General features: G+C 47.3%; 16 protein-coding genes. 6 read left to right on the top strand and 10 right to left on the bottom strand.

Translation table 11 applies throughout. The annotated features are described in order from the left end of the window. Positions 1–26: 26 nt before the first annotated feature. Positions 27–869 (top strand): co-chaperone DjlA, encoded by an 843-nt coding sequence (djlA, locus tag ACKLNH_RS05410; RefSeq protein WP_413111217.1) that lies wholly within the window; start codon positions 27–29, stop codon positions 867–869. Here djlA and ACKLNH_RS05405 read toward each other — a convergent pair. The 3 genes from ACKLNH_RS05405 to ACKLNH_RS05395 all read right to left on the bottom strand — a co-directional run bounded on the left by ACKLNH_RS05405 (position 861) and on the right by ACKLNH_RS05395 (position 2,963). Further along, positions 861–1,814, bottom strand: a complete 954-nt coding sequence (locus tag ACKLNH_RS05405) for a D-2-hydroxyacid dehydrogenase (RefSeq protein ID WP_413111216.1) — start codon at positions 1,812–1,814, stop codon at positions 861–863. The two genes, djlA and ACKLNH_RS05405, sit on opposite strands and share 9 nt — an antisense overlap. A gap of 96 nt (positions 1,815–1,910) precedes the next feature. After that, positions 1,911–2,642, bottom strand: a complete 732-nt coding sequence (locus tag ACKLNH_RS05400) for a hypothetical protein (RefSeq protein ID WP_413111215.1) — start codon at positions 2,640–2,642, stop codon at positions 1,911–1,913. A gap of 9 nt (positions 2,643–2,651) precedes the next feature. Next, positions 2,652–2,963: a hypothetical protein gene (locus ACKLNH_RS05395; protein WP_413111214.1), complete on the bottom strand. Its 312-nt coding sequence runs from the start codon at positions 2,961–2,963 to the stop codon at positions 2,652–2,654. 693 nt (positions 2,964–3,656) lie between these two features. On the opposite strand from ACKLNH_RS05395, the gene ACKLNH_RS05390 reads away from it, so the two are divergent. Then, a complete protein-coding gene (locus ACKLNH_RS05390; protein ID WP_413111213.1) occupies positions 3,657–6,188 on the top strand; it encodes an Ig-like domain-containing protein in 2,532 nt (843 codons plus the stop codon). A gap of 67 nt (positions 6,189–6,255) precedes the next feature. Here the strand turns inward: ACKLNH_RS05390 and rluA are convergent, their stop codons facing one another. Together rluA and rapA are read right to left on the bottom strand one after the other, a co-directional pair. Then, on the bottom strand, positions 6,256–6,987 hold the full coding sequence (gene rluA / locus ACKLNH_RS05385; protein ID WP_413111212.1) for a bifunctional tRNA pseudouridine(32) synthase/23S rRNA pseudouridine(746) synthase RluA: 732 nt from the start codon (positions 6,985–6,987) through the stop codon (positions 6,256–6,258). A gap of 61 nt (positions 6,988–7,048) precedes the next feature. Then, complete coding sequence (gene rapA / locus ACKLNH_RS05380) at positions 7,049–9,967, bottom strand: RNA polymerase-associated protein RapA (protein ID WP_413111211.1); 2,919 nt, start codon at positions 9,965–9,967, stop codon at positions 7,049–7,051. A gap of 397 nt (positions 9,968–10,364) precedes the next feature. Between rapA and ACKLNH_RS05375 the strand changes: the two genes are divergently transcribed. Together ACKLNH_RS05375 and ACKLNH_RS05370 are read left to right on the top strand one after the other, a co-directional pair. After that, complete coding sequence (locus ACKLNH_RS05375) at positions 10,365–11,738, top strand: PhoH family protein (RefSeq protein ID WP_413111210.1); 1,374 nt, start codon at positions 10,365–10,367, stop codon at positions 11,736–11,738. Positions 11,739–11,810: 72 nt separating this feature from the next. Then, complete coding sequence (locus ACKLNH_RS05370) at positions 11,811–12,584, top strand: DUF547 domain-containing protein (protein WP_413111266.1); 774 nt, start codon at positions 11,811–11,813, stop codon at positions 12,582–12,584. 69 nt (positions 12,585–12,653) lie between these two features. Here the strand turns inward: ACKLNH_RS05370 and leuD are convergent, their stop codons facing one another. The 5 genes from leuD to ACKLNH_RS05345 all read right to left on the bottom strand — a co-directional run bounded on the left by leuD (position 12,654) and on the right by ACKLNH_RS05345 (position 19,032). Next, positions 12,654–13,256, bottom strand: coding sequence for a 3-isopropylmalate dehydratase small subunit (gene leuD, locus ACKLNH_RS05365; protein WP_413111209.1), 603 nt, complete (start codon positions 13,254–13,256; stop codon positions 12,654–12,656). Between the two features lie 13 nt (positions 13,257–13,269). Next, complete coding sequence (gene leuC, locus ACKLNH_RS05360; RefSeq protein WP_413111208.1) at positions 13,270–14,670, bottom strand: 3-isopropylmalate dehydratase large subunit; 1,401 nt, start codon at positions 14,668–14,670, stop codon at positions 13,270–13,272. A gap of 28 nt (positions 14,671–14,698) precedes the next feature. After that, positions 14,699–15,784 carry a 3-isopropylmalate dehydrogenase gene (leuB, locus tag ACKLNH_RS05355; RefSeq protein ID WP_413111207.1) on the bottom strand — a complete coding sequence of 362 codons (1,086 nt, stop codon included), beginning with the start codon at positions 15,782–15,784 and terminating at the stop codon, positions 14,699–14,701. 2 nt (positions 15,785–15,786) lie between these two features. Beyond that, on the bottom strand, positions 15,787–17,343 hold the full coding sequence (leuA, locus tag ACKLNH_RS05350; RefSeq protein ID WP_413111206.1) for a 2-isopropylmalate synthase: 1,557 nt from the start codon (positions 17,341–17,343) through the stop codon (positions 15,787–15,789). A gap of 531 nt (positions 17,344–17,874) precedes the next feature. Next, positions 17,875–19,032 carry a sodium:proton antiporter gene (locus tag ACKLNH_RS05345; RefSeq protein WP_413111205.1) on the bottom strand — a complete coding sequence of 386 codons (1,158 nt, stop codon included), beginning with the start codon at positions 19,030–19,032 and terminating at the stop codon, positions 17,875–17,877. Between the two features lie 638 nt (positions 19,033–19,670). Between ACKLNH_RS05345 and ACKLNH_RS05340 the strand changes: the two genes are divergently transcribed. Continuing rightward, positions 19,671–20,183: a phosphatase PAP2 family protein gene (locus tag ACKLNH_RS05340; protein WP_413111204.1), complete on the top strand. Its 513-nt coding sequence runs from the start codon at positions 19,671–19,673 to the stop codon at positions 20,181–20,183. 2 nt (positions 20,184–20,185) lie between these two features. Next, the gene (locus tag ACKLNH_RS05335) at positions 20,186–21,289 is read left to right on the top strand and encodes an MJ1255/VC2487 family glycosyltransferase (protein ID WP_413111203.1); all 1,104 of its coding nucleotides are present in this window, start codon (positions 20,186–20,188) and stop codon (positions 21,287–21,289) included. The last annotated feature ends 318 nt before the right edge of the window (positions 21,290–21,607 follow it).

The following is a 21,607-nucleotide window of genomic DNA, read 5'->3' as shown; positions in this document are numbered from 1 at the left end:
CAACATGAAATGAAAGAGAGTGATCGATGCAATTAACAGGAAAATTGGTAGGGGCATTCTTTGGTTTTATCCTTGGAGGGCCATTTGGATTGTTGCTCGGGCTGTTTTTGGGGCATAAATTTGATGCTGCTCGCAGTAATATCTATTACGGTGGTGGGTTAGGGGGCTTTGGTGCTCGCACTGCCGCTCAACAAGCAAGTCAAGCCGCTTTTTTTCATCACGCATTTGCAGTGATGGGCCATGTCGCGAAGTCAAAAGGACATGTCACAGAGAAAGAAATTCAGGTAGCCAGTCATTTTATGCAGCGCATGGGGCTGCATGGTGAGGCACGACGTCAGGCACAGGCCGCCTTTCGTGATGGCAAAGAGAGTGATTTCCCATTAGATTCCGTCTTAGAGGAAGTTCGGGCGCACAGTCGCGGCCGACCTGATTTGCTGCAATTTTTTGTTGAACTGCAGATCCAAGCGGCCTATGCAGATGGTGAATTACAAACCGCTGAGCGTGAAATCTTATATCGGATTGCAGCTGCATTAGGCTTTAGTGCTCAACAGTTAGAACAACGCTTGGCAATGCAAGAAGCGGCATTCCGCTTTCAGCGTGGTGGTTTTTACTCGCAGCAGCAAGGGCAATCCTATCAAGCGCCCCCTAGTCGCGATCAAATGAGTGACGCATATAAATTGCTCGGTGTCGATGAGCAGGCGACACCGCAGACCTTAAAGCGCGCTTATCGTAAGCTAATGAATGAGCATCATCCTGATAAGCTGGTGGCAAAAGGGCTACCGCCAGAGATGATGGAAGTAGCCAAGCAGAAGGCACAAGAAATTCAAGCTGCGTACGATATGATTAAAAAAGAGAAGGGCTTAAAGTAAATGCTGTGGATGGCCAGCAACAAACTGATTGAGGTTATCGATTAACTGATTTACTAACGTTTGTATGGCACTATCGCTGCCCCATGCCACGTGGGGTGTGAGCAATAAATTTGGTAAGCTGGCATGGGCAATAAGTGGGTTTTTATTATCGGCAGGCTCATTGACGAAGACATCAATGCCAGCGCCACCCAATTCGCCACTTTTAAGGGCATCGACGACGGCTTGTTCGTCGAGCAGCCCACCTCGTCCTGTGTTAATTAAAATGGCAGTGTTTTTCATACACGAAATCTCGGCATGGCCAATCAGGTGTTCTGTTTGCGCATTCAGTGGACAGTGAAGTGATATGACATCTGCACGGGCGAGTACATTGTTAAAAGGGGTATAGCCTTGTCGGCAGGTTGTGCGACCTTTATGCTCGGCAAAGAGCACATTCATGCCTAATGCTGCAGCGCGTTGAGCCACCGCATTGCCTAAACTGCCGCTACCAACAATGCCGATGGTGGCCCCCTCAATATCCCCGATGGGATGGGTAAAAAAGCAGAAGGTATTCTGCTTTAACCATTCACCTTGCTCAATATCATGGTGATAGCCCATCAAATTACGGCGCAGAGTAAACATCATCCCAATGACGTGTTCTGGTACAGAGCGCGTTGCATACCCACGAATATTGCAGACCGGTATACCACGCTGCCGACAGTCGTCAATATCGATATTGTTGGTGCCAGTGGCTGATACGGCGATCAGTTGCAGTTGCGGCAACTGGGCTAAGATAGCTGCGTCGAGAACAACTTTGTTGGTAATGACGATGGTGGCATTTTTAAGCCGCTCGACAACCTCGTGAGGTTGGGTCTTGCCATAACTTTGCCATGTGTGCGGAAAGTTAGGATGTGGAATAGAAATGTGTGCCGGGATAGTGTCAGTATCAAGGTAGACGATATGATGCATGTTGGTTAACTATGTAAAGGATAACAGCCTTTATCATAGCAAAAACTGGACTCCAAGGAGCCCAGTAGAGAGGGTGAATCTATGTTGCGCTCGAGGTTAGTCAACACTAACTAAGCGGTAAGTAACGGGGATGTCATCGATGCCAGCATAGTGGGTTACAAAGCTCATCTCTACAATCCCTGCTCCCGCGCAGTATGTGCGTAGTTGAGGCTTTGGACTGCCGTTTGGTGCGTAGTAGGCATGAGTTGTGATAATGCAGTCGTTAAAATTGATATCCCCTTCGCTATAAGTGGTTTTCGCTAACGGTGTAAGCTGTATTAAATCAGTATGTGAGCTTGGTATGGTATTGACTTCCCAACAGTTATTTGATTGTTCGGTCAGTGTATATTGGTCCATTCTGGTTGTTGTTACACCCAGTGGAACATCTGTAAATTCAGTTGTCCGTGAGAAGTCTATTTCTCGAGTGCCCTTACACCACTCATCGCCAGATTCTTTGATTAGAACATCGCCATTTCTATCGATGGTTGTGTTATACCAATACACAGTGCCGTCGACGGCATCTGACTCGCCTTTATAGAATCCATTTTCATACTCAAAGGTATAAACGCGCTCACCAGCATCAGATGAAGTGAGCGTGAACGTTTTTGTACCATCAACAGCAAAGTAAGATGAGATATCAAGGTTTTGATTGTTAATGACTTGCCCATCGGCATTGATCACTGTTTTGCCATCAATCTGAATTTCGCCTAGCACGTTTAAGATGGCATGGTCAGCAGAGAGCGCTGAAGCAGAAAACAGTGCGAGTAATAGAGCGGTATTTTTAAGCATGATAATCCTTTAATTTTTGCTAATAGTAAGGGTGCCAGATGCAATGGTCAGCGTACCTTTATCGTTAATGTCTGGAGATAACGTGAAAATACGCACGCCGTTATCGTCCTCTGGAACAATAATGGTGGTATCAATAACCACTTCTCCTTGGGATAAAACTTGTTGAATTTGAGCTGAGTCTGGCGTGCCCTCAATCTTTGTCGGAGGTGCTGTTTCACCACCATTGCCGCCGTCAGGCGTGTCGGGGCTGGATGAGCCACTATTACAACCAGTCAGTGACAGCAAGACCAAGACAGTGAGTAAATTTACTCGGTTAATCATTCGCTTTCTCCTTGATGTTTAAGGCGAAGTTAAACAGCGTGAAGTGCGCTTTCAATATTATTAAGAGTGGTTTTGGAACTAGTTCAACAATTTATTGGCGTGGTGTTTCATCACTAATAATGACGTTGCCATACATCGAAAGAGGAATCGTCCGCTATGTCAATGCTTTGATTTTAATCATAAAATAATAAAGGGTTCATATGGTTTATTATTTTGCGATGATGGTATTAGGGACCTATTTAATGACGAATTGAAATATTGAAGCAATGCAAAGCTGATTGATGACAATTGCGAAACAGTTAAAAAAAGGTAGCAATAAGGTTGATTGTTGTGCCATTTACATGATGGGGGAATGCGTCGTATAAGTGACAGATCGTGTGTTGTTATCCGTGTCGATAATCGATGCGTAATATGACCGATTAGCTTGTATTTGATTTTATTTCAGCTTGGTAGGCATGACACTCTCCTTTTGAAGTGGCTCGTAAAATCGCTGTTTTTGCGTGTTGAGTTAATATATTCGGTGTGACGATGAGACCAAGAGTAAGATAAAACACTATCGTTTGCCCCGCATTTTCTTCTAACTGTTCTACTTATCAATGTAAGCGCATCCCATTTAAGTGCAGTACGCCTCGCGATAATAGAGGTCCGCCACTTGAAATGTGATGGTGTCTAAACGAGAAATGGAGCAAACAGATGACAAGGAAACGGATATTGGCGGTGCTGGTTGCCGGCATAGTATCGCCGGCGGCGTTGGCTTACGACTGCAGTACGTTAGTACAGTGGGACGCGGGAGTGGCTTATCAGGCTGGCGAACAGGTACAAGAACTTGGAAGTGCCTATCAGGCAAACTGGTGGACGCAAGGGCAGTCACCGACAGTGCACTCGGGAGAGTGGCAAGAGTGGCAGACGTTGGGCAGTTGTGAGGCTAGCATACCTCTACCCGTGATTGACATTACTTCTCCTCAGGCGGGGGCATCGGTCACTGAAGGTACCACGATTACCCTAGCTGCACAGGCGAGTTATGTTGATGGTCCGATTGTTGAGGTGCAATTTAGGGTGAACGGGTCACTGTTGGCGAGCGTCACTCAGGCACCGTACCAAATCGAGTGGTTGGCTGTCGCTGGTGAGACTGAGATTGTGGTAACAGCGCTGGTGGCCTCTGGCGCAAGTCAATCTGAGCGAGTGGCAATCAGTGTGGTAAGTGCTGACCAGAATCTGCCGCCGCAGGTTAGTCTAACGAGTCCTGATGCCAGTGCCAGTTATCAAGCCGGTGAAAGCGTGTTATTTAGTGCCTCGGCGAGCGACAGTGATGGTGCCGTCAATCAGGTGGAATTTTATCTCAATGACGCACTGGTCAATACGGACAGTGCGGCGCCATATGAGCATCGTTGGACTGCAGCGGTGGGCAATCATCGCGTGTATGCAAAAGCGGTTGATGAGCTAGGGGCGGTGACTCAGTCTGCAGCGCAGAGTTTTACAGTGAGCGCTGCCGCTGCGGGAGGTTGTGGTAATGCGCCTGTCTACAGTGTCGGTACAACGTACAATGCAGGTGACGTAGTACAGGTCGACAATCAGGCCTATCAATGTGACGTTGCGGGTTGGTGTTCATCGAATGCGAGCTGGGCGTACGCGCCGGGTAGTGGCCAATATTGGCAAGATGCATGGACAGCACAAGGGCTGTGTGCCGTCGGTCCCGATGTCAGCTTTACCTCTCCGGCGACGGGAAGCGTGCTGTTGGCAGGGGTGGATGTTACCGTGGCAGTAGCGGCCAGTGATAGTGATGGCAGCGTGACAGGGGTGGAATTCTTTGCTAATGATCGATCGATTGGGCAAGCAAGTCGCGCACCTTATGAAACGATTTGGACGCCGACACAGGTTGGTTCTGTACTCCTACGTGCTGTGGCAGTGGACAATGAAGCGAATAGCAGTAGCGTGGAGCTGGGTGTCTCAGTGAGCGATCAACCGTTGGTGATCAGCCTGACTTCACCAGCGAGTGGTGACAGCATAGTGCTCGGCAAGGCAGTGAACTTGAGTGCTGAAGCCAGTGCGCTGACCGCAAACGTACAAGCCGTTGAGTTTATCGCTAATGGTCAAGTGGTCGCTACAGATAGCAGTGCACCGTATAGTGTTAGCTGGACGCCTGCAGCGGTGGGTGAGTACACCGTAGCAGCGCAAGCGACGGATAGTGCTGGCAATAGCGCATTATCTGAAGCTGCGAGCGTGAGCGTGCGAGAAGTGGTGGGTAAGCGTCATAAACTGATTGGTTATTGGCATAACTTTGTCAATGGTGCGGGCTGTCCGATGAACCTTAGTGAGATGTCAGATGCGTGGGATGTCATTGATATTGCGTTCGCCGATAATGATCGCAACTCGAATGGCACGGTGCACTTCAACCTCTACAGCGGGGATATTCATAGCGATTGTCCTGCGATTGATCCTACAAAATTCAAAGCTGATATCAAGGCATTGCAGGCTAAAGGTAAGGTATTTGTGTTATCGCTCGGTGGTGCAGAGGGAACAATTACGCTTAACACCGACGCGGATCAAGCCAACTTTGTTGCCAGCTTGAGCGATATTATCGCTGAATGGGGCTTTGATGGCCTCGATATCGACCTTGAGAGCGGCTCAAATTTGATGCATGGCACACAAATCCAAGCGCGTCTGCCAGTGGCATTGCGTCAGATTCAGGCGAGAATGGGACGCGATATGTACTTGACCATGGCACCGGAACATCCTTATGTACAGGGAGCGAAAGTGGCCTATTCAGGTATTTGGGGCGCCTATATTCCGGTCATTGATGAAGTGCGCGACATGCTCGATTTATTGCATGTTCAGCTCTACAACAATGGTGGTTTGGATAACCCTTATACCAATGGCGTGGCGCCAGAAGGTTCAGTGGACATGATGGTGGCATCAGCCAAGATGCTGGTTGAGGGTTTCACTAAGGCGGATGGAAATCAGTTTGCGCCGTTGCGTGATGATCAAGTCGCGATTGGTTTGCCGTCAGGACCAAGCTCTGCTAATTCCGGCCAGGCTCCGATTGCCAATATTGAAGCTGCACTCGACTGTCTCACTCAGATTTCGCGCTGCGATAGTGTTGCTCCCGCAATGCCATACAGCAACTTTGGCGGGATAATGACTTGGTCGATTAATTGGGATCAGCATGACGGCTTTAACTTTTCTGGTCCAGTGGGGGCCAAGCTTGATAGCATGAACCTGCGCTAAACGAGCCCGAGAATAAACGAAGCACCTGGCCAATTGGCTGGGTGCTTTGCTTTATGACGAGAAAACGTTAATAGGTAACGCTTGCTGAGCTATTTGGGGGATTGTTAGGGTTGTCTAATAAGACCTGGCTCGGCGCTTGCGGGTAGAAGTCGCAGGGAGCGAATAGGTGCATGCTTTGTTCGGAATCGGGGTGACGGAAGGTCAGCTCGGCAGCGTGAAGTTGTAGTCGAGGCGCTGCAGCAATGGCGTCATCGGGTGCATAAAATCGATCGCCAAGAATAGGATAACCTATCGCTTGTAAATGAACGCGTAGTTGGTGTGAGCGACCTGTCACCGGAAAGAGCGCCACCAAGGTAGTGCCTTCTTTGCGTTCTAGCACTTTGTAATGCGTTTGCGATGGTTTGCCATTATCAAAGCACACTTTCTGTTTAGGGCGATTAGGCCAGTCACAAATCAGCGGTAGATCAATCAACCCTTCATCGTCACGCATTTCTCCCCACACGCGGGCGTAATAGAGTTTTTTTGTCTCACGGTTCATAAACTGAATTTTAAGGTGTCGCTCAGCTTTTTTGCGTAGGGCTAACACGATGAGCCCAGATGTAGACATATCAAGCCGGTGAACGAGCTGTGCATTGGGGTACTCGGCGAGTACTCGGTTCCACACGCTGTCGGCATGGGCAGGATCGCGCCCTGGGGTAGAGAGCAGTCCCGATGGTTTGCTAATGGCAATAATGTCCTTATCGACATGCAAAACATTCAACCATGGTGTCGTGGGTGGGTTATAGATAAAATTGCTCACAGTTTCACTCTACAAAAGAGGGGCATTCGCCCCTCTGTTTACTTTATTAATCACCAAGCGATTAGTTGTGGCTAACGACGATCAAGCGCAGAGAGTCCAATTGAACCTGTGCTTTATTGATATAGATCGTCAGCTCCTTCATCTGTTCATCGAGCAGTTCAAGCTCGTCATCACGGATGTTGGGATTGACCGCTTTCAAGGCTTGTAAACGGTCCAATTCTTCTCCTAGTGTACGCGTCATTTCTGCTTGTGCTTCGCTAACGGTCGACACTAACGCTTCATTGACAGCTTCATCACCCGCGTTGATCAGAGCATGGATCTCTTTTTGAACGGAGTTCACTAGCTTGCTACCAAGGTGGCGATTCACCGGGCTTAGTTGGCGATTAAAGCCTTCAAACTCAACATTGGCTGATAAGTTGTTCCCTTTGCCATCCAGTAAAATGCGCACGGGTTTTTGTGGTAAGAAACGGCCAATGCCTGATTGTTTCGGCGCCTGAGCCTCAATGGTGTAAATCAATTCTAATAGCAAAGTGCCTGCCGGCAGGGCTTTGTTTTTCAATAACGACACAGCGGTTGTGCCAACCCCTTCGCTTAACAGCAGATCAATACCCCCTTGGATCATTGGGTGCTCCCAACTGATGAAGTGCATATCTTCGCGCGACAGAGCGGTATCACGATCAAAGGTGATGGTGCAGCCGTCGTAGGGGAGCCCAGGGTAGCTTGGTACCATCATATGCTCTGATGGCGTGACAACCATAGCGTTATCGCCACGATCATCTTGATTGAGCCCAATGGTATCAAATAAGCCTAAGGCAAATGTCACCAGTGCTGTGTCGCCATCTAAAGAGCTAATTTTCTCAGCCAGTGCTTGCGCTTCTTCACCGCCATTCGAATGCATTTCGAGTAAGCGATCGCGCCCTTGCTCAAGCTTTGCCTTCAAGTCGTTGTGCATGGTAGCACTTTGCTCAATCAGACTTTCGAGTGCCTCGGCATCTTGTTGGCCTTTACCGAGCAGCGTCATAAGGTCGTCTCTGACGCTGTCATAGATGGCACGCCCAGTTGGACAGGTCTCTTCAAAGGCATTCAAGCCTTCATTATACCAGCGCGCGAGTAGCGCCTGTGAAGTGCCTTCAAGATGAGGGATATGTATTTCAATATCACGGCTCTGCCCGATGCGATCCAGACGGCCAATACGTTGCTCAAGTAAGTCTGGGTTGATTGGCAGATCAAACATCACTAACTGATTAGCAAACTGGAAGTTACGCCCTTCAGAGCCAATCTCACTACATAGTAATACTTGTGCCCCGTCTTCATCTTGTGCGAAGTAGGCAGCGGCCTTATCACGCTCGATGATTGACATCCCTTCATGGAATACTGTGGCACGGATCCCTTCACGCTCACGCAATGCTTGCTCGAGTGTTAAGGCGGTTTGAGCGCGAGAGCAAATGACTAAGACTTTCTCTTTGCGATTACCTTGCAGAAAGTTAATTAGCCAATCAACACGCGGGTCAAAGTTCCACCAGGTGGCATTTTCACCTTCAAACTGCTGATAAATATCTTCAGGGTAGAGCATTTGTAGCACTTTGGTTTCAGCACTGCTGGTGCTGCCCATCATGGCCGAGACTTTCATTGCCGTTTGATACTGGGTTGGTAGTGCTAATGGATAGAGGTTGAGGTGTCGATTTGGGAAACCTTTCACGCCACCACGGGTATTACGGAACAATACTCGGCCTGTACCATGGCGATCCATTAAGTGCTCAATGAGCTCTTGGCGGGTTTGTGCTTGCAGCTCAGCGTCGACATCGCTGGCTTCAATGATGCGTAATAGTGGCTCGACATCTTGCTCGGTTAGGAGCTCGCTGATGGCGTTTTTTTCTGCATTGTTGAGTGCATCACCAGACAATAGGCTCGCGACCGCATCGGCGACAGGGGCGTATTGACGCTCTTCTTCAACAAAGGTCTCAAATTCAAAGAAGCGGTCAGGGTCGAGCAAGCGAAGACGGGCAAAATGGCTCTCGCGACCTAGCTGCTCGGGTGTTGCGGTAAGCAATAAGACGCCAGGGGTCTTTTCTGCGAGCGCTTCAATTATTTGGTATGGGCGGCTTGGTCTGTCTTCACTCCACTCAAGGTGATGCGCTTCATCAACAACCAGTAGATCCCAATCGGCCTCAACAGCTTGTTCAAAGCGACGACGGCTTTTACGGAGGAAATCGAGTGAGCAAAGTACGTATTGCGCGGTTTCAAAGGGGTTGTGCGCATCAGCATAAGACTCAACACAACGCTCCTCGTCAAAAATAGAAAAATGCAGGTTGAAACGACGCATCATCTCGACCAACCATTGGTGTTGCAGCGTTTCTGGTACCACAATCAGAATACGCTGAGCACGACCAGAAAGAACCTGTTGATGAATAATCATCCCTGCCTCAATGGTTTTACCTAACCCTACTTCATCAGCCAACAGCACTCTTGGTGCGTAACGACGGCCGACTTCACGTGCAATATAGAGTTGATGGGGAATTAAACCTGCTCGCATTCCACACAGACCACGTAATGGACTGCGGTGTTGTTGGTATTGATTTTTAAGTGCGCGGAAACGTAACGCAAAACGGTCCATGCGATCAATTTGACCAGCAAAAAGTTTGTCTTGTGGCTTATTAAAACGGATTTGATGGCTCAACATGATTTCACGTAATATCACATCTCGCTCTTCAGTATCTGTGCGTGTGCCGACATAGGTATAAACCCCTTGCTCCTCTCTCACCTCTTCTACAGATAAAGACCAGCCTTCATGACTTTCAATGGTGTCGCCAACATTGAACATAACACGAGTAACAGGGGCATCACTTCGAGCATAAAGACGATTCTCTTCGCTGGCTGGAAACATTAAAGTCACTGTGCGCGCTTCGACAGCCACCACTGTGCCTAAGCCCAAGTCGTGCTCTGTATCACTGATCCAACGTTGTCCCAGAGTAAATGGCATAGGAGTTACACCTTCTAATTGTTGTATGTATTGCTATGAAACGGGAATTGATCCCCGCCGGCACCGGTCCTATAGAGTGTCATGCCGACACTAAGTGTAGACGTTTTGGCCGGATTCAAAAAAGGGGGCTAATGGTACTGCATCGAGCAAAAGAGATCACGGTGAATTATGAATTGAAGGGGCAATAAAGCACTGGACAAGATTGAGATTTAGATGCAATGCGTTTGTCACATCTTTGTCAATGTAGCCTGATTTTATGGTAAAGGAAAACAGGACGTCACAATAACGCGATAGTACGCTCAAACCTCTTGCTTGGTGAGCCTAATGGCAAGCCGTTTGCGTATACTGTTATTGAACGAAGGGAAAACCGTAGTGATAGGCCATCAAGGAGGCGCCGATGGGCAATGCTGAGCGGAAGATTTTTGTTTTAGATACCAATATTTTACTTCATGAACCCCTTGCGATTTACTCGTTTCAGGAACACGACGTCGTCATCCCAATGACGGTTTTAGAAGAGCTCGACCGGATTAAAGATAGCAAACGCGATGTTTCACGTGATGCTCGAGTGGCTATTCGGGCACTGGAAGACCTGTTTCATGAGGCGACCCCTGATCAAATATCAGAGGGAATCCCATTAGGCCAAGCACAAGGAAAAGGAACAATAGCGATTCTCGCTGACTACGAAATCAAAGAAACCGTGCAAGCTTTTGCAGATAAGCATGGTGACAATCGTATCCTCAATGCCACGTTATATTTACAAAATAAACGCACGCCGCGTGCTGTGGTTTTGGTAACCAAAGACATTAATATGCGTTTACGCGCGAAAGGGGCAGGGGTTCGGTTTGTTGAAGATTATCGTACCGATCAATTGATTGATGATATCCGCTTTTTAACCAAGGGCTTTGTTAAGTACGAAGGGGAGTTTTGGCGAGCGGTGAGCGAATGTGAGAGTGAGAATCAAGGTCGTACAACATTTCATCACTTGCCATTGCACTATTTTGAGCACCCTTATGTGAATCAGTACTTGATTGATGAGGGTGAGGTGTTTGCAGGACGGGTAACGTCGGTTTCTGCTGAAAGTGTCACGCTGCGTGATATTAGCCGTGAGCGACTAATGAGTCGCAGCGCGTGGGATATTCGCCCGAAGAATATCTATCAAGGAATGGCTCTGGACGCCTTGCTCGATCCTGCTATTGATCTGGTGATCCTCACTGGCCCCGCGGGTTGTGGTAAGACGATTCTAGCGATGGCAGCGGCGCTAGAGCAAGTGATTGAGAAAGGCATGTATGACAAGATCATTGTCACGCGTAATACGCCTGAAATTGCAGAATCTATTGGTTACCTGCCAGGTACGGAAGAAGAAAAGATGTTGCCGTGGTTGGGGGCGGTCACGGATACCATGGAAGCGCTGCATAAGCATGATGTTTGTACCGAGGGTTCAATGAAGTACATTTTTGAAAAAGCCAATCTGCAATTTAAATCGATTAACTTTATGCGGGGTCGCTCTATTCAGAATGCGTTTGTTCTATTGGATGAGTGCCAAAACCTAACGGCCTCTCAAATTAAGACCATAATTACTCGCTGTGGAGAAGGAACAAAGCTGGTTTGTTCTGGTAACTTGGCCCAAATCGACTCAGCGTACCTTACGCCAGTGACGTCTGGGTTAACCTATATTGTTGAGCGTTTTAAGAACTTTGAAGGCAGTGCCAATGTGTACCTTAACGGCGTAGTTCGAAGTCGCTTGGCGGAATATGCCGAGGAAAATTTATAAGCTATGCTAGCTGTATTAACTGTTCATTAAGCGCGGTGAAGCACACAATTTAAGGAGTGCGGTGTGAAAGTAATCAAAGGTTGGCTGATCGTATTGTATTTGGTTGCAGCACTGCCGGTGTGTGCCGCGCCTAGAGCTGAACTGTGGCCGATATGGACATCGGCAAATGCACACAATAGCGCTCAAATTGATCACCGCTTATGGCAGCAAACACTGGATGAATACCTCGAAGTGGCAGCAGCACAGACACGGTTTGATTATCGGCAATATTTGGCAGATAACACGCAGTGGGTGGCGCAGTACTTGACCGCGATGGCGAACATTGATCCCCGCATGTATCGGCGAGAAGAGCAGTTGGCTTTTTGGATCAACCTTTATAACGCGCAGACTGTGCAGTTGATTTTAGAGGAGTACCCCCTCGATTCGATCACCGAGCTGGGTGGGGTGTTTAGTTTTGGCCCGTGGAACGAAGAAGTGATTGAGATTGCAGGGGAGCCCCTAAGCTTAAATGACATAGAGCACCGTATTTTACGTCCGATTTGGCAAGATGCACGCATTCACTATGCTGTTAACTGTGCCAGCTTAGGTTGCCCAGACCTATTGGCGGAGAGCTTTACTGCCAATAATAGTGAACAACTTTTAGAGCGCGCAGCAACGCGATTTATTAATAGTGATAAGGGAGTCTACATTGATGGTGAGCGTGCCTTGTTGTCTTCTATTTTTGACTGGTATGCAAAGGACTTTACACCGGATGTGAAAACGCATATTAATCGTTACCGGCAGGGAAAAGGGCTTGATGGGCATAAGATTGGTTATGATTATGATTGGGCGCTAAATGAGCGTTAAAGCATGCAGAGAAGAAAAGGCAGGGTAATAACCCTGCCTTTTTAGTCTGTCTCTGGATGCCGTTGCCGGTTAACGTAAAAAGGCAGGAATTTTGGCTTCGTAATCAGCAATTTTGTCTTCATGCTGAAGTGTTAGACCAATATTGTCTAAACCATTGAGAAGGCAATGGCGACGGAACTCGTCGATCTCAAAGGTGTAGCTCTGGCCGTTTGCTTTGACAGTCATAGCCTCAAGGTCGATAGTGACTTCGGCCCCTGGAGTCTCATCCACGTAGGCAAAAAGTGCATCTACTTCGGTATCTTTTAAGCGCACTGGCACCATTTGATTGTTAATCGTGTTGCCATAAAAAATGTCGGCAAAACTCGGTGCAATAATCACTTTAATGCCGTAGTCGGCCAGTGCCCATGGTGCGTGCTCACGCGATGAGCCACAACCAAAATTCTCACGGGCTAGCAAGACAGTGGCTCCTTGATAGCGAGCGTTATTTAAGACAAAGTCGGGATTTGGTTGTTGCCCTGCATCATCAAGAAAGCGCCAATCATGAAAGAGATGCTGGCCAAAGCCCAAGCGAGTCACTTTCTGTAAGAATTGCTTGGGGATAATGGCATCGGTATCGACATTAGCGGCGTCTAAAGGGACAACCAGACCTGTGTGTTGTTTAAACCCTGTCATCGTTGTTCTCTCCTCAAAGCTCACGAATATCGACAAAATGGCCAGCAACGGCAGCTGCAGCAGCCATGGCCGGACTCACCAGGTGGGTGCGGCCATCTCGACCTTGGCGTCCTTCAAAGTTGCGGTTGCTGGTAGATGCGCAACGCTCCCCCGGACCTAAGCGGTCGTTATTCATGGCTAGGCACATCGAGCACCCCGGAAGACGCCATTCAAAGCCTGCAGCGAGAAAGATCTTATCCAGACCTTCGGCTTCGGCTTGTACCTTAACTTGCTCTGAGCCCGGAACCACCAATGCTTGTACATTTGCGGCGACCTGGCGGCCTTTGGCAATTTCAGCGGCAGCACGCATGTCTTCAATTCGCGAATTGGTGCATGATCCGATAAACACTTTATCGATAGGAAAATCTGACAGTTTTTTACCCGCTTGTAGACCCATGTAGGCTAGAGCTTTTTCTGCTGACGCTTGCTCTACTGGATCGCTGAAATCTTGTGGGTTTGGAATCGATGCATCAATGGCCATGACTTGTCCAGGGTTGGTTCCCCATGTGACTTGTGGCTTTATCTCTGCGCCATTAACGGTGACGATAGCGTCATAGGTGGCATCATCATCACTGCGCAGGGTCTTCCAATAGGCAACGGCATCTTCCCACGCTTGATCGTTTGGACTGAACTTTCGTCCTTGTAGGTAGTTAAACGTCGTTTCATCCGGAGCGATTAAGCCCGCCTTGGCGCCGAGTTCAATCGCCATATTGCAGACTGTCATACGTCCTTCCATCGAAAGGTCTGTAATGGCTTCACCACAAAATTCCACCACATAACCTGTACCGCCAGCGGCGGTCGTGGTACCGATAATCGCTAAAACAATGTCTTTGGCTGTAATGCCTGCAGCGACTTTACCTTGCACTTCAATTTTCATGGTTTTGGCGCGAGGTTGCTTCAGTGTTTGGGTGGCGAGTACATGCTCTACTTCTGAGGTACCGATGCCAAAGGCTAGCGCACCAAAGGCACCGTGTGTGGCGGTATGTGAGTCACCGCATACGATGGTTGTACCGGGCAGCGTGATACCTAACTCTGGGCCAATGACGTGCACGATGCCTTGGTAAGGGTGGTTAAGATCATAAAGCGTTACGCCGAACTCTTCGCAATTCTTTGCCAACGTTTCCATCTGTATTCGCGCCATTTCGCCTGAGGCATTAATGTCTTTGGTGATCGTGGAGACATTGTGATCCATGGTCGCAAATGTTCTGCTGACTTGACGAACGTTGCGGCCTTTTTCTCTCAATCCATCAAAGGCCTGTGGAGAGGTAACCTCATGCACTAAGTGGCGATCGATGTAGAGGATCGGATTTTCTCCCTCTGCTGCAACTGCAACATGGGCATCATAGATCTTTTCGTATAAGGTTTTTGCTGACATCGCTTAAACATCCTTATTTGTTAATGGTTTAACCGCGGATATATGCCGCAATCTTATCGCCCATCTCGCTGGTCGTTAGGGCTTGGGTGCCATTGGCTAAATCAGCGGTTAGCTCGCCAGCTTCCAGCGCACGAGAAACGGCATTCTCGATAGCACAGGCTGCCTGCTCTTCCCCGAGGCTATAACGTAGCATCAATGCAGCAGAGAGGATTTGTGCGACCGGGTTTGCAATGTTTTGTCCAGCAATATCTGGTGCTGATCCGCCTGCAGGCTCATACAGACCAAACTTGCTTTCATTGAGGCTGGCTGACGGCAGCATGCCCATTGAACCGGTGATCATGGCACACTCGTCTGACAAAATATCGCCAAAGATGTTTGAGCACAGCATGACATCGAATTGGGCCGGATCTTTAATCAGCTGCATGGTGGCATTATCAATATACATGTGGCTCAATTCGATATCGGGGTAGTCTGCGGCAATCTCTTCCACGACTTCACGCCATAGGATAGAACTTTGCAGTACATTGGCTTTGTCGATAGAGCAGACCTTCTTACGACGTAACCGCGCCGATTCAAAGGCGATGCGGGCAATACGTTCGATTTCAAAGCGGTGATAGATTTCAGTATCAAAGGCCTTTTCTTGCGCCCCTTCTCCTTCACGGCCTTTGGGTTGTCCAAAGTAGATACCGCCGGTCAGTTCACGCACGACGACAATATCAAACCCATTGGCTGAAATATCGGCACGTAAAGGTGAGAAGGGTTCTAAGCCTGCATGGATTTGTGCTGGACGCAGGTTACAAAATAGTTGGAAATGCTTGCGCAAAGGCAGCAGTGCGCCCCGCTCGGGTTGTTCGTTCGGGGGAAGGTGTTCCCATTTGGGACCACCAACAGAGCCAAAAAGTACGGCGTCAGCAGCTTCACAGCCTGCTAACGTGCTGGCTGGCAACGGCGTACCGTGGTTGTCGATGGCAATGCCACCCACATCATGCTGCTCCATCTCGAATGTGAGTTTAAAACGCTCTGCAACCGCGCTTAATACTTTGTCGGCTTGTGCCATTACTTCTGGCCCGATACCGTCACCGGGTAGAACGGCAATCTTATATGTCCCTGCCATGGTTATACTGTCTCCGTGTTTTCTTTTGTCTGTTCTTTAATCTCTGCAATTTGATCGGCGCGATAAATGCTGTTGATCACATGTAGCAGTGCTTGACCGGATGCCTCGACAATGTCGGTAGATACCCCGGTCCCGTGGTACTTACGCCCTTTATAGTTGGCGATAATGTCGGCTTGTCCGAGTCCATCTTCGCCTTCACCTTTGGCGGTAAGATCAAATTTATCCAGTACGATGTCATAGCCCGTGATGCGGTAAATACATTGATATAACGCATCAACAGGGCCATTGCCGACAGCGGCTTCACTGGTCTCTTCTTCACCACATTGCAATTTAATGCTGGTGGTTGCCATGACGCTACCAGACTGGACACTAAGGTAGTTTAGTTTGAAGTGATCGTCCTCTTCGCGCAGGTTAGAGAAGTGCATCAGCGCCTCTAGGTCATAATCGAAAACCTGACCTTTTCTGTCTGCCAACTTCAGGAAGTCGTCATATAAGGCGTCGAGGTTGTATTCGCTCTCTTTGTAGCCGAGCGTATCCATATGGCTCTTCACCGCGGCTCGACCCGAGCGAGAGGTGAGGTTAAGGGCTTTATTTTTCAAACCAATAGACTCAGGCGTCATGATTTCATAGGTGTTTTTATTTTTTAGCATGCCATCTTGATGGATGCCTGATGAGTGGCTAAATGCGTTCCCCCCGACAATGGCTTTGTTGTCCTGAACGGGCATATTGCATAGCTGACTGATCAGCTTACTGGTGCGGTGGATTTCGTTGTGTTTCAGTCCAGTTTCGACACCAAGAAGATCTTTGCGGGTCTTGATGATCATCGCGATCTCTTCTAACGCACAGTTTCCTGCTCGTTCGCCAATGCCGTTAATGGTTCCTTCCACTTGCCTTGCTCCAGCTTGCACAGCGGCAATGGAGTTGGCAACGGACATGCCAAGGTCGTCATGGCAGTGCACTGAGATGATGGCTTTATCGATGTTTGGAACACGATTGAAAAGCTGGCTAATAATGCCGCCAAATTCATTTGGCACGGTATAGCCGACGGTATCGGGGATATTGACCGTTGTCGCACCTGCATTGATAGCAGCTTCTACCATGCGACATAAGTTGTCGATAGGTGTGCGCCCTGCGTCTTCACACGAGAACTCGACGTCATCTGTATATCGACGGGCACGTTTTACGGCATTAATACCCATCTCGATCACGTCATCGTAGCTGCGACGTAATTTGTCTTGAACATGAATGGTCGACGTGGAAATAAAGGTGTGAATACGAAAAGCTTCTGCCGCTTTTAGTGACTCAGCAGCAACGTCAATGTCTTGGGCAACAGCACGAGAAAGCGCACAAACACGGCTCTGTTTAATGTGTTTGGCAATGGTTTGTACCGATTCAAAGTCACCGGGAGATGAGATCGGAAATCCAGCTTCAATGACATCCACTCCTAGGCGCTCAAGGGCATAGGCGATTTGTAATTTCTCTTTCACCGTTAAGCTGGCTGAGAGCGCTTGCTCTCCATCTCTTAGGGTGGTGTCGAAGATGATAACCTGATCACTCATTGTCCATTTCCTTATTCATGTTCTTCTGTGTCGCACCTGCGGGATGAAACAAAAAACCCGCGCTGTGGCGCGGGTTTTTTTGCTATTTTGTGTGGTTAAATTCCGTCCACTAGCATCCCGCGCGATAGGTCGCGATAAGGAGGAGGCTGAGAAGTAGGCGGAAGTTTTTCATAATTGCTAAATTAACCAACAGTGTTTTAACAATGAATATCAAATCTTGATGGGGCTCGTCAAGCTTTCTATGCTTTTTATTTGCTCTTGCTTGTAACGCATTGATTTATTTCTGCCTTTAAATGAGGGTGGTGATGGTGGGGCTAAGTTTTAGTAATGATCTTGTGGTTTTTTATGCTGAATTTTAGCGTATGTATCGACAGGTGGAGGTGGGCATTGTGCGCAAGTGTAGAGGAATACTCTTATAATGTCGTTTAATGCAGAGTAATGTTAATAAAAAAGCACGCCGAAGCGTGCTTTTTAGGTTATCGACTGACCAACATAGAGATCAGAAAGATAGCCATCATACCTGCAAGGATTTTAAGCTCGAGCTTTTTCATGTTGTAGCTCCTTAGAACTGCCCACAATTAGGTTGCGAGCCATGGAGATAAACCAGCCGGTTAGGATTAGGTTTAAGGCCAGCGATAACATACCGATAGTGACTATCGGGCCACCAAAGCCATAACCAATGCTGATCATTAATACGCCTGCGCCCACTTCGCCTCGCGGCCACATACCGATTGATAGGGCTAAGCGCTCTTTAATTGATGCTTCTTTGCGGTAGCAAAAGAGTGGGAACATTTTTCCGATGTTTGAAATGATAGTGATCATTAATACGTGGAACAGAACTTCACTCATTGGCATGGCAGGCAAAGAACCAGTCACACTGGTGGCGACCTCAGAGGTGTCCGCTGCCCCGAATATTTGTGGTAGGCTCAATCCGACAAGCACCATAAACACAGCTGCTACACCAGTAGAAAATCGTTGGTCGTCTTCGCTCTCATGCTGAGATTTTAGCATACACCCAAGGACAAATGCAGGGAGTAGAACTTCAAAATGGGTATCAGTTACAAAATAAAAGCCTTCACATACCGCGGTGATCACAACCGAGTAGAGCATAATGTATTTGGCGCTTGCCGGGATATTCCAAACATGCAAATACTTATAAGCCATACCGAGTAAAATGAACATCAGTGCTAGAGCAACCCCTAGTGCAGGGTTCCACCCAACAACAATGATACTAAGTGGAATCATTAGCAGTACGGTATCAAGGTCATCAAAAATCGCGAGTACGCGAGCTTTATTGAACATCCAAGTTGCGCCAAGCCCTGCTGCAGCGAGCATGGCGAAGAGCACACCAGCTGAAGTTGGCGCCGCAAAACGTCCAATTACTAAGGACTCTTTCCACGCATCTGCATTGCTCCATAGCTCTGCAGGCATAACTGCAAAGACAAAATAGAGAACGACAGCAATCCACGGGAAGGTGGCTGTTGTCATCGCAACAACGTAATCCCAACCATATTGCTTCAAATTGCTTTTATCTAACTCAAACTCACGACCAACATTGATCATAATGTACGAGAGGGCAGCCATGGTTAGCATCATTAATAGGGGTTGCAAGGAACTATAACCAGCAAAAACAGCAGGGAATATCTGTGAACAGATTAACCCCAGCATCAGAAGCGCTGAATATAACATTACTTTTTTCATTGTTAGCCTTTGTCTTATTGGTGGCTGAGCGGGTTTGTTGCTCAGGTGTTCGTCCACATTTAATAAACGACCGGGTTGTATTTGAATCTATATTTTCATAGTTATTAAATTAAGATTCATAAAAACAATACAATCACATGGTAGCTAAAACACCTATGACAAAGTTACATAAATGGAAACCAAGTGTGTAACTTGGTAAATAGAGAAATAAATGTATTTCTAAGTGTTTCAAAATGAAAGGAGGTGTTTATTTTGAAGGGGGGTTAATTGTTATTTCTTAACGGTACTATCGAATAATGCGAAGTGTTTGTTCGTAAATAACTTATTATCATGATGTTGAGATAAAAAGCAAGAAACTTTAATTTTGGCAGTATCAGGTAAATGTATCCTTGTAACATTTGCCTGCAAAAGGCTTTTCATTTATGTCGATTTTAAAGAGCTATCTTGTAGCAATTGATCTGATAAGTGTGACGTGGATCGCTTTATGGGGAGGCGAAAGCTTAGTTGTCGCTTTTGTTACATTTAATGCCGAGGACTGTTCATCAAACTGACTATAAAGCATCATGCTTTTGTCATGCGCATTTTCTACGCTTTGGTTATTGTTAAAGATAAGTAGGGCTAACGAAATGACCGTTTTCGCGTCAATACAACGATTTGATTACGCACTCTCTTCTTTATGTTTGTGTCATCGTTTTAGCAATGTTATGGCTAGCTGCTGCCGCTATATATCAAGAAGTGGTGATGGCCCTCTCTATATAGCGATTGGGCTGTATGTACTAAGGACTGATTTATTATACGGAAAATCATTTTTGATGCTGGGCTTGATGGCATTTGCTATTGAACTACCGATTTATGTGATATTGAAAAATGTATTTCGACGCCAGCGACCTACATCATTACCGAGTTATATAGAACCATCTGACCGCTATAGTTTACCTTCTGGGCATACCGCTGCTGCTTTTATGATGGCGACATTAATTAGCCACTTTTATCCTTCATTGGCGCTGCTGGTCTGGGTCTGGGCTGGATTAATTGGAGTGTCCCGCATCTTGCTTGGAGTACACTTTTTTACAGATATCGTGGCTGGTGCGTGGCTTGGCCTTTCTGTCATGGATCTCGTGATAACGTTGGCGGGCTAATAATGAAGATACTATACGGTGTTCAGGGAACCGGAAACGGTCACATCTCCCGCGCAAGAGAGATGGCGCGTGCTTTCGCACAACACAATGTTGAGGTTGACTTTTTATTCAGTGGTCGCAACCCTCAACACTACTTTGATATGGAGGTGTTTGAGACACCCGTTTATTGTCGTGGTTTGACGTTTTTAACTGAAAATGGACAAATAAATCATGCTAAATCATTATTACACAATAGATTGGACCTGTTTTGGCGAGAGGTGCGTGGGCTTAACATTGCAGCATACGATCTCGTTCTCAATGATTTTGAACCGGTGACAGCATGGGCAGCGAAGCGAGCAGGTATACCATCTATAGCAATTAGTCATCAGTGTTCATTCTTACATCCAATTCCGAAACAAGGCCAAGGTGTGCTGGATAAGTTAATTTTGCGCCATTTTGCCCCGACAAAAATTCAGCTGGGGCTACACTGGTACCATTTTGAACAGACACTCTTTCCGCCGATTATTCCATCATTGCCTCAGGAAAAGGTGCAGAATGGGAGTGAGGTGTTGGTCTACTTGCCTTTTGAATCGGTAGGCGCCGTGGTGGCACTGCTAAACCGGTTTCCGGCTATTCAATTTAATGTCTTTCACCCAACGGTGACGCGACAGCAACAGCAAAAAAATGTCCATTTGCATCCACTGTCTAAGTCCTGTTTTCAGAATAAACTATTGCAGTGTCATGGGGTCATTGCAAATGGAGGCTTTGAGCTGCCTTCAGAAGCAATAGGGCTGGGGAAAAAGTTGCTACTTAAACCGCTAAAGGGGCAATTTGAGCAGGAGTCGAATGTAATGACATTAGAGATGATGGGACTAGCGCAAGTGATGACGACCATGAACCCAAATGCGATACGCACTTGGTTAGACAAACCAGAGCCCGGCGCAGCGGTTTACCCTAATGTTGCGGAATATATCGCTCAATGGGTCGTACAAGGGGATTGGTGGTCTGTGGATGCGTTGTTTCAGCAGTTATGGTCTCAAGTACAATACCCAGAAGCAGTGGCTGATTTGGTGGGGGAGTTTGAAGGAAAAAGAGGGCGATCCTGTCAGCGTTGGTCACCAATCTAAAGGAGATCAACGTATATACTTGTTTGCTTTTAAAATTATAACTATTGCACATTGCGTGCAATTTTCCTCGTTTAGTGACGTCTAAAAGGTATTTCTGACAGGAATAATCATGTTTGAAGTCACGTTCAATTTATATAAAACACTCTCTGGCACATGAAACGCGGCGCACAATGACGTTTATTTCTTGTGTTTATCTATCAAGTGCGAGTGATGTGAGTCACACTTTTATTCATGAGACTGTCAATGAATTGTCAAAAACAACAATTATCATTTCTTGTTCGGCTTTTAATTATTCACTTAACAAATAAATGGAATGTG

This window comes from Thaumasiovibrio clandestinus (assembly GCF_047250365.1).
Taxonomy (GTDB): domain Bacteria; phylum Pseudomonadota; class Gammaproteobacteria; order Enterobacterales; family Vibrionaceae; genus Thaumasiovibrio.
This window is presented reverse-complemented; position numbering and strand designations above follow the sequence as displayed.

Bases quoted from the DNA above. Each gene is read 5' to 3' on its own strand.
- djlA (WP_413111217.1), top strand. From the start codon at position 27: ATGCAATTAACAGGAAAATTGGTAGGGGCATTCTTTGGTTTTATCCTT.
- ACKLNH_RS05405 (WP_413111216.1), bottom strand. From the start codon at position 1,814: ATGCATCATATCGTCTACCTTGATACTGACACTATCCCGGCACACATT.
- ACKLNH_RS05400 (WP_413111215.1), bottom strand. From the start codon at position 2,642: ATGCTTAAAAATACCGCTCTATTACTCGCACTGTTTTCTGCTTCAGCG.
- ACKLNH_RS05395 (WP_413111214.1), bottom strand. From the start codon at position 2,963: ATGATTAACCGAGTAAATTTACTCACTGTCTTGGTCTTGCTGTCACTG.
- ACKLNH_RS05390 (WP_413111213.1), top strand. From the start codon at position 3,657: ATGACAAGGAAACGGATATTGGCGGTGCTGGTTGCCGGCATAGTATCG.
- rapA (WP_413111211.1), bottom strand. From the start codon at position 9,967: ATGCCATTTACTCTGGGACAACGTTGGATCAGTGATACAGAGCACGAC.
- ACKLNH_RS05375 (WP_413111210.1), top strand. From the start codon at position 10,365: ATGGGCAATGCTGAGCGGAAGATTTTTGTTTTAGATACCAATATTTTA.
- leuD (WP_413111209.1), bottom strand. From the start codon at position 13,256: ATGACAGGGTTTAAACAACACACAGGTCTGGTTGTCCCTTTAGACGCC.
- leuC (WP_413111208.1), bottom strand. From the start codon at position 14,670: ATGTCAGCAAAAACCTTATACGAAAAGATCTATGATGCCCATGTTGCA.
- leuB (WP_413111207.1), bottom strand. From the start codon at position 15,784: ATGGCAGGGACATATAAGATTGCCGTTCTACCCGGTGACGGTATCGGG.
- leuA (WP_413111206.1), bottom strand. From the start codon at position 17,343: ATGAGTGATCAGGTTATCATCTTCGACACCACCCTAAGAGATGGAGAG.
- ACKLNH_RS05345 (WP_413111205.1), bottom strand. From the start codon at position 19,032: ATGTTATATTCAGCGCTTCTGATGCTGGGGTTAATCTGTTCACAGATA.
- ACKLNH_RS05340 (WP_413111204.1), top strand. From the start codon at position 19,671: ATGACCGTTTTCGCGTCAATACAACGATTTGATTACGCACTCTCTTCT.
- ACKLNH_RS05335 (WP_413111203.1), top strand. From the start codon at position 20,186: ATGAAGATACTATACGGTGTTCAGGGAACCGGAAACGGTCACATCTCC.